Annotated in this window: 8 protein-coding genes; 3 read left to right on the top strand and 5 right to left on the bottom strand. The window is 69.8% G+C overall.

Annotated elements, in window-relative coordinates:
* Positions 1-699: 699 nt before the first annotated feature.
* The gene (locus ACWFR1_RS39740) at positions 700-1,344 is read left to right on the top strand and encodes a dihydrofolate reductase family protein (protein WP_453560845.1); all 645 of its coding nucleotides are present in this window, start codon (positions 700-702) and stop codon (positions 1,342-1,344) included.
* Between the two features lie 241 nt (positions 1,345-1,585).
* Here ACWFR1_RS39740 and ACWFR1_RS39735 read toward each other — a convergent pair whose 3' ends face one another.
* Positions 1,586-1,891: a hypothetical protein gene (locus ACWFR1_RS39735; protein ID WP_453560842.1), complete on the bottom strand. Its 306-nt coding sequence runs from the start codon at positions 1,889-1,891 to the stop codon at positions 1,586-1,588.
* 54 nt (positions 1,892-1,945) lie between these two features.
* Positions 1,946-2,779: a HEAT repeat domain-containing protein gene (locus tag ACWFR1_RS39730; protein WP_453560840.1), complete on the bottom strand. Its 834-nt coding sequence runs from the start codon at positions 2,777-2,779 to the stop codon at positions 1,946-1,948.
* 553 nt (positions 2,780-3,332) lie between these two features.
* On the opposite strand from ACWFR1_RS39730, the gene ACWFR1_RS39725 reads away from it, so the two are divergent.
* Entirely contained in the window at positions 3,333-3,815 is a 483-nt protein-coding gene (locus ACWFR1_RS39725) for a hypothetical protein (protein WP_453560837.1), read from the top strand.
* Positions 3,816-4,000: 185 nt separating this feature from the next.
* On the opposite strand, the gene ACWFR1_RS39720 is transcribed toward ACWFR1_RS39725, so the two are convergent.
* Both ACWFR1_RS39720 and ACWFR1_RS39715 read right to left on the bottom strand, forming a co-directional pair.
* Positions 4,001-4,837 carry an aminotransferase-like domain-containing protein gene (locus ACWFR1_RS39720; protein ID WP_453560835.1) on the bottom strand — a complete coding sequence of 279 codons (837 nt, stop codon included), beginning with the start codon at positions 4,835-4,837 and terminating at the stop codon, positions 4,001-4,003.
* Positions 4,838-4,867: 30 nt separating this feature from the next.
* On the bottom strand, positions 4,868-5,011 hold the full coding sequence (locus ACWFR1_RS39715) for a hypothetical protein (protein ID WP_453560833.1): 144 nt from the start codon (positions 5,009-5,011) through the stop codon (positions 4,868-4,870).
* A gap of 177 nt (positions 5,012-5,188) precedes the next feature.
* Between ACWFR1_RS39715 and ACWFR1_RS39710 the strand changes: the two genes are divergently transcribed.
* Positions 5,189-5,722, top strand: a complete 534-nt coding sequence (locus ACWFR1_RS39710; protein WP_453560830.1) for a hypothetical protein — start codon at positions 5,189-5,191, stop codon at positions 5,720-5,722.
* Here the strand turns inward: ACWFR1_RS39710 and ACWFR1_RS39705 are convergent.
* Positions 5,686-7,119, bottom strand: a complete 1,434-nt coding sequence (locus tag ACWFR1_RS39705; protein WP_453560848.1) for an IS1380 family transposase — start codon at positions 7,117-7,119, stop codon at positions 5,686-5,688. The genes ACWFR1_RS39710 and ACWFR1_RS39705 overlap by 37 nt on opposite strands.
* Positions 7,120-7,304 lie beyond the last annotated feature (185 nt).

Raw genomic sequence — 7,304 nt, 5'->3', positions numbered from 1 at the left:
CAGCAGGGCGTCTAGGTTGTTCGTCACACAACGATCTTGGACGCCCTGTCTGCGTTCCCGAACGCATCGTCAACATTCGGAATGACTCGTCTAGGTGCCGCAGGACCGAGCGGTGCGAGGTGGCGCGACGAGGCGATGGCCGCGCTCGACTCGGTACTCTGGAGGGCCAGGGACGTCATGGGGCCGAGACGGCTCTGGCGCGCCTGCCCCGGGGCTCATGGCGACCGCGTGGACACCGCCTTGGCCAGGGCCTTCTCAGAGTTCCCGAGGACATTTTCGAGGACTCCGTCAGCGACGCCCGTACGCCCGTCGGTCCTGACCTCGACGACTCCGCCCGGCGCCTCGGCATCCGGCCCGACAGCGGCCGCTTCGAACGAACCTGCGTCGTCAAACCACCCCGTGAACGGCCGAGCGCCTCGTCGAGGCGATGCTCGGCGGGGTGGCGGCGCCGCCCCGGCACCCAGGCCGGGCGCCGGTGATGCGAGCGTGCCCGTCGACCACCCGTCTCCTGATGCCCGGCCCGGCGATGGAAGGGCAGCAGCCGCCCCGCCGGCCGGGCCTTGGCCGGCACGCCGCCCGCTTGGGCCGGACGGCCCAACCCTGAACCGGGCGAACCGGGTAGCGTCGCGTCGATGAATCGGCGGCCGATCGGCAGGGTCTATGTCTTGAAGAGGACAACCGACTCATCAGGAGTAAGCCATGGGCCTCATCACCATCGAGCTGTTCGCGACCCTCGACCTTGTCGGGCAGGCGCCCGGCGGTCCTTACGAGGACCCGGTGGGTTTCCCGTTCGGCGGCTGGCAGGCGCCCTTGCTGGACGAGGTTGCCGGGGCGCAGATCGGTGCCGCGTACGAGGGCACGGACGCGCTGCTGCTCGGCCGGCGAACGTACGACATCTTTGCCGCCTACTGGCCTCACCAGGACGGCGGCGAGGACAGCGAGATCGCCACGCTGTTCAACAGCATCCCGAAGTACGTGGCGTCTCGCGGCAGGCCCGACCTCTCGTGGGCCGGGTCCACGCAGCTGGGCCCGGATCTCGCCGACGCGGTGCGTGAGATCCGTGACCGGCACGAGGACGTGAAGGTCGTCGGGAGTCTGAACCTCGTGCAGACCCTGTTGCGCGAGAAGCTCTTCGACCGTCTCGATCTCTGGCTGCACCCGATCGTGCTCGGCGTCGGGAAGAAGGTGTTCGACGACGGCGCGGTCCCCACCAACCTCACGCTCCTCGCGCCCCCGGTGGCCGGCCCGGCGGGGACCGTGTTCCTGCGCTACGGGATCGCAGACGGCACGCCCGCGACGGGGGACATGAGCCGGCCCGATCGCGGTATCGGAAGCGACAACTGAGGCCCCGCCAGGTCGGGGTCGACGCAGCCTCAGCAGTAACGCGCTCCGACGCGGTCCTGGTCGGCCTCGACCGGCTCGGCGGGCGGTGACGGCGACGAGCGAGGTGCGTGGCGGCGTCCTGGTCGTTGGCGTACGCCTCCCGCCGATTTGCGTCCCGGTCCGATGCCCAGCCGATGGGGAGCGTCGTTCGAACCATACGGCATTCACCCTGGTGGGCAGGGGGCTCGGGTCAGGGATCTGCCTATCGGGGCGCCTGCGGCCCGGTCATGAGAGCTCTGACGGCGTTGCGGGCCGGAGGGAGGCCGACGTCGTCGAACCATGAGGTGATGAGGCGGGTGTGACGCCAGCAGAGATCGTGATCGACGAGAGCGCTCAGATAGCGGTGCTGGGCGGGTGTGAGAGGGGATTTCCGGTCGCGGCCGGACGGGAATGCCGCGGCGAGCAGGGGTCCCCAGTCGTCGGCGACGGTGAGGTTGCTGCAGAACGGTACGGAGGCCAGCGCGGCCGGCAGGAGTTCCTCGATGTCGCTGGTGCGGTCGATGGCCACGGCAAGAAGGGAGTGTCGCAGGCGGTCTTCGACGTGCGGCAGTGGGTGTCCGACTCAGGTGTCGGCCGCGGTGGGCTCGAGAAACCAGGAGTCAACCGTCGCCGGGTCGAGCAGCGCCTCAAGGACTACCCGCGTCGCCTCGGCGTTCCCGCTGCAGCCTGGTGACAGCGCCGCGCACGCGCGGACAGCGGGGTCGGAGTCGGCGAGCCAACTGGTGGTGTCTTCTCCCCAGGCACCGATGGTCAAGACTGCGGCAGCGCGTTCACGTCGATCGGAACTCTCGGCAACCAGCCCCCGCAATACCCGAGTGGTCTCCGGGATCCGGTTGGCCAGGCCAGGAGACTGGAGGAGTGCGCTGGTGGCGCCGAGGGCGGCCTCCCGCACCGTGGGGTCGGTGGCTCGGAGGTGGGGGAGGACGGCGTCGTAGATCAGACCGCGGACAGCACGGACCGCTTCGGTGTCCCGCGGATCGTTGCCGTCGTCCTCGCCGGTCGTCTCGCCGTAGGCAGCCGAATCCGCGATCATCCCCAGCCATTCCAGCAACGCCGCGCGCAGGGGCCGAGGCGACCCATCCCCGGCGGCGTAGTTGTCGTGGATGGTCATGGTGCGGGGGTCGTTCAACACCGCTGCCACGTACAGCGCGGCCCGCGCCGTCGCACTGTACAGAGACTCCTGATGGAGTACGGACATGTCCAGCATGTCCAGCGCTCCCGCCTGGGCCTCCGGGTCCTCGTCCAGGAGCTGGACCAGACGGAGGGGAGTGTCCTGCGCTGGGCCATAGGCGTGCTCCAGCACGGCCCAGGTGGTGTGCTCGAGTACGGAGTCGGGGTCAGGCAGCGGGCCACAGGCGGCCTCACCGGAAAACGGGTACTCGTCCTGGGTCGTCATACGGAAAGCATCACCCCTGCCACTGACAAGGCCCATTCGTGGCGACCTGGCTGGGTATCTCATCGGCCTCGGTCGTGTGGAGCAAGCCGTAGCCGTCCTCCAGCAGCGCCGACCCGAGCCGTTCGCACCATCACCGGGCGCCTCGCACGGCACACCGCCGTTCTGAACAAGCGGGATGTGCGTCGCGAGGCCCGGCCAGGGCGCTTCCAACGCCCGTAAAGTCGGAGCACAGCGGGGACGGCACCGGCAGCGGCCCTGTCCGGGGCTGCCCTTCCTGCCTGGGGCCTGGGACAGGCCCTCCTCGGAATCGCCGAGGACTGCCCACCGCCATCGTCAACTACGAACGTCGTGACCGCTGATGGCTGACGGTTGATGCTGTATCAGGACAGAGCCGTGGAGTGGGCTGCGCGAAGTGGCGCCGGATTGGCTCTTGACCCAACGACTGATGTAGAACACTTCAGCGATCGAACGTGATCGCGAAAACTCGTTCAGTCATCGGGGGATTGACATGAAGTCAACTCGACTTTTCATCAGTAGCTTTGCGGTCATCGCCATGCTCGGAGCAGTCGCCGCGTGCGGCCCGGAGGACACCACCGCCGGCGGCTCTACGGCCTCCGCCCAGCCGTCGGGAACCCCGCCTGCGGGCGGGAGCTCCTCGGGTGAACCTGCCAACGACTGCGGTAAGTCGCCCACGTTGCCGTCCGGCCGCAAGATGGTGGAGATCGCCGTGCCGCCGTCGAAGGGCTCGATGTCCGCGAAGGACGCGCAGCCGACGTGCACGCCCAACGACTGGATCTACCACGGGCAGGGCGAGGCCAAGTACTACCTGTTCGCGCAAGAGGTGAAGGCGGAGCTGTCCACCGGTCCCGGCACCACGAAGGCGGTTCCCGTCGGTGAGCTGTGGACGCATGCCGGTGACTGCATGACGGACCAGGCCGCGGTGAAGTCGCCGTACAGCTGCTCCGGGAACATCTACGACATCACGCTGGACGGCGAGGGCAACGTGAAGACCATCAAGGAGCTCTGGCACCCGTAACCGTCTCCGGCGCTCGCGGCGGCCCGCTCGTGCGCAGTCGGCTGCACACGGGCGGACTTGGTTGCGTGACCGCGGGTCCAGCCGCCCGAAGTCGAGGGTGCACGCATCTCCAGGTCGGTCAGCGGGTCGAGGGCGGCAGTGATCCTGGCACCGGAGCGGGTGACTTCCGCAACTGCTCGCACCCGTCAGAGCCGGTGCAGCTGGTCCTGGGCATCGGCCACATCGGTGAGCGCGCCGTCACGGAAGGCATTACGGCCCCTGACCTCGGGGGCGTGTTCGGCGAGCGCCGCCACCAGGGTCGTGCGCCGAGCCGCGTAGGTCACCCGCATCCGGCGCAGGTGCCGGTCGAAACGGCCGGACTCGATCATCCCCGCGAGGGCGAGCTGGTCGCGTGTGGGCGACCCGCGATCGTTGAGCTGCTTGTGCTCGACCATCAGTTCGGTGAGCGCGGGCTGGCAGAGCATCCACCCGATACGCAACGCGGGCGCGAGGGACTGGTTGACGGTACCTATGGAGATCACCCGGTCGGCGGCGAGTCCTTGCAGTGCGCCCACCGGCTCCCGGTCGTACCGGAATTCGGCGTCATAGTCGTCCTCGATGACGACGGCGTCCCGGCTCCTGGCCCATTCGATGAGTGTGAGCCGTCGCTCGGGTGCGAGAGCGACACCGGTGGGCCACTGGTGGGCAGGGGTCGTGACGACGGCGCGGGCGTCGGCCGCGGCAAGGGCCCGCACGTCGATGCCGCGCTCGTCGACCGGTACCGGAACCGCCGCCAGGCCCGCCCAGGACGCGGCAGAGGAGATGGTGGCCGGTGAGCCGGGGTCCTCGTACGCCACGGTGCGGACACCGGTCCGGGCCAGGGCCTGCAGGGCCAGACCGAGGCCCTGCGCGTAGCCGGAGCAGACCACGATCCGTTCCGGATCCGCTGCGGCGGCTCGTACCCACCGCAGATAACCGGCCAGGACTCCGCGCAGAGCCGCATGGCCGCGCGGGTCTCCGTAATCGAGCGCCGCCGTCGGCACGGCGCGTGCCGCCTCGCGCGTGGCCCACAGTCAGTCGTCGAGCGGGAAGCGGCCCAGGTCCGGGACCCCCACGTGAAGTCGGCCACCAGGCGTGGAGGCCCCGAGGGCGGTGGCGTCGTCGCCGGCGGTGCGCCCGCGCCGGCGGCGCCTGGTGGCCGAGCCGACCCGGGTCACGAGGATCCCTCGGCCTGGAGCTGGGCGTAGCAGTCCTGCACCAGCCCGCGCGCAGCCCGAGCATCCGAGCGAGTTCACGGGAGGACGGCAGCCGTTCGCCGACCCGCAGCCGCCCGGTCTGGATCGCGTCGTGCAGCCGCAGTTCCAGCTGGGATCGCAGCGGCTCGCCGCTGCTACTTGCTGCTGTCGGTCGTCCCTCTCCATGCCGCGTCACGAGGAGGCAGCGGTGCCGCGGGACTGGCCACGGGTGCGCTGATGCCGGCGACGGTCGGAGGCGGGCTGGCCACTCCCCAGTTCGTCGCCCGCTTCGGCTACCGCCGGGCGCTGGCGACCGGGCTGGTCCTCCTCGGCGCGCCCACGCTCGTGCTGACCGCTTCCGGGAGCACGATGTGGATCACGGCGGTCTGTGTCGTGCGCGGTATGGGCTTCGCGCTCACGGTCGTCGCGGGTGGGACTTTGACGGCGTCGCTCATCCCGCCCGAGCGCCGTGGTGACGGGCTGGCAGTGGTCGCCATCGTGTCCGGGTCCCGTCCTAGCCCCGGCGTTTCAGTTGGGGCTGGTGGGCGGCTGAGAGAGTTTGTTTGGGGCCGTGTCGGCCGGTGGACATGGTCAGGGCCCGACGCGGGGTCGGGTTCTCCGAGGTCCTTCAGTCGAGGGTGGGCGGGGACGGCGAGTCAGCTGGCGGGGCGGGGTAGTGCGGCCAGGCGGTGAAATGCGGCCGTGAGTTCATGTCGCCAGGGCCAGGTCGTCGAGATCCGAAGGCGGAGGCGGCGGCCGCCGCGGGTGATCCGGGCGGCGACGTGCAGGATCCGGTAGCGGAGCTTCTTGGGTTCGGCAGCCGCGAGTTCGCCGTCCAGCAGGAGAACGCGGGTCCAGGCGAGGAGGTCGATCGCCGCGAGGCTGAGTTCGAGCCAGGCGGCGTTGACCGGGAAGCTGCGGGAGGGGAAGCGGCCGAAGCCGGTGGTCTTGCCGCACCGGATGTGGTCCTCGACGGTGGCGTGCCCGCGGTGGCGGACCTCCAGGAATTGGGCCGATCCGGAGGTGAACGGGGTGTCGGTGAGGAAGACCTGGTGCCGCAGGCCCTCGTCCTGGTCGAACAGGGACAGTTGGGCGCCGGGGTGCGGGCGCTCGCGCCGCACGATGATGCGGGTGCCGGCCGGGTAGCCGCCCAGGTCGACCATGCCGGTCAGCTCGGCGACCTCGGCGCCGGCACGCAGTGTTCCGTCCTGGTCCAGGGCGGGGTGCCAGAGGTGTTCGGGCAGGGCCCGGATCGCGCGGCGGACCGGCTCGGTGACCGCGTGTCCGACCGAGAAGAAGGTGTGGATTCCTCGTATCCGTACGTCTCGGACGTGGGCGAGGAAGGCCTTCGCGGATCCGGCGCTGTCGGTGCGGATCAGGATGTCGGTGCCGTGCCGGTGGGCGTCGGGGATCTGTGCGAGAGCGTCGTCCAGCACCGCGATGTGATCGGCGGCGGTGTTGGCTCCGGCGTTGCCGGGCCGCAGCCGCCCGGACATGCCCTCGCCGGTGTTGGCCAGGAAGCACATCAGCGGGTGGAAGCCGAAGCCGCCTTTGTAGGTGGGTGCGGCCGCCTCTTTCTCGGAGTGGCAGGTGATCAGCGTGGCGTCGGTGTCCAGAACCAGGCCGGGAAGTTCCCGTCCGCCGGCTTTCGCCGCCGGTATGCCGGAGCGGGTCTCGGATGCCTGCAGCCAGGCCACTTCCCGCGCCTGGGCGCGGGCCGACCGCAGACGGTCCAGAACGCGTCCGTCGATGTCGGCGAGCAGCCGCCAGGCCGTCGGTGTCGAGGCGACAGGGCCGAACGCCTCGCCCTGGTCCCGCAGTACGGCCAGATCCGCAATCGCCTCGCCGCCGTCGGCCATCATCACCGCGAGATCAGTGGCGATCCGGCCCGGGTCATGACCAGTACCGCGTGGTCGAAGTGGACTCAGCGCGGTGGAGTACGAGCTGGTCAGCCCGGTGGCATCGGCGAGATCGGCCAGTAGCCGTGCACCGGCGTGCCCGACCACCCCCGCACCGTCAGCAGAGACATGGAGCTTGGGACGCGAACCGATACCATGCACGTAGAAAGTGCCTTCCGCTTGGACCGACAGAACCCCTCGACAAGGTTCATCGTCCCAGCTCAGAAGGCACTTTCGCGTTCCCGCCCATGATCCGGACGGACCCCAAGCGAAACCCCGAGGCTAGTAGTGCTTGGTCAGGTTGGTTTGGTGCTTGGTATGTCGCGGTGGCAGGTGGGGCAGGCGCCGGTCCATGTCGCGAGGAGGGTCTGTAGCTC

This window comes from Streptomyces sp. NPDC055103 (genome assembly GCF_053607625.1).
Note: the sequence above shows the minus strand (reverse complement) of the source record. Positions and strands in the feature narration are given on the sequence as shown.

What these genes read in the sequence shown, in the direction of transcription:
- ACWFR1_RS39740 (WP_453560845.1), top strand. Translation starts at nt 700, where the DNA reads ATGGGCCTCATCACCATCGAGCTGTTCGCGACCCTCGACCTTGTCGGG.
- ACWFR1_RS39730 (WP_453560840.1), bottom strand. Translation starts at nt 2,779, where the DNA reads ATGACGACCCAGGACGAGTACCCGTTTTCCGGTGAGGCCGCCTGTGGC.
- ACWFR1_RS39725 (WP_453560837.1), top strand. Translation starts at nt 3,333, where the DNA reads ATGCTCGGAGCAGTCGCCGCGTGCGGCCCGGAGGACACCACCGCCGGC.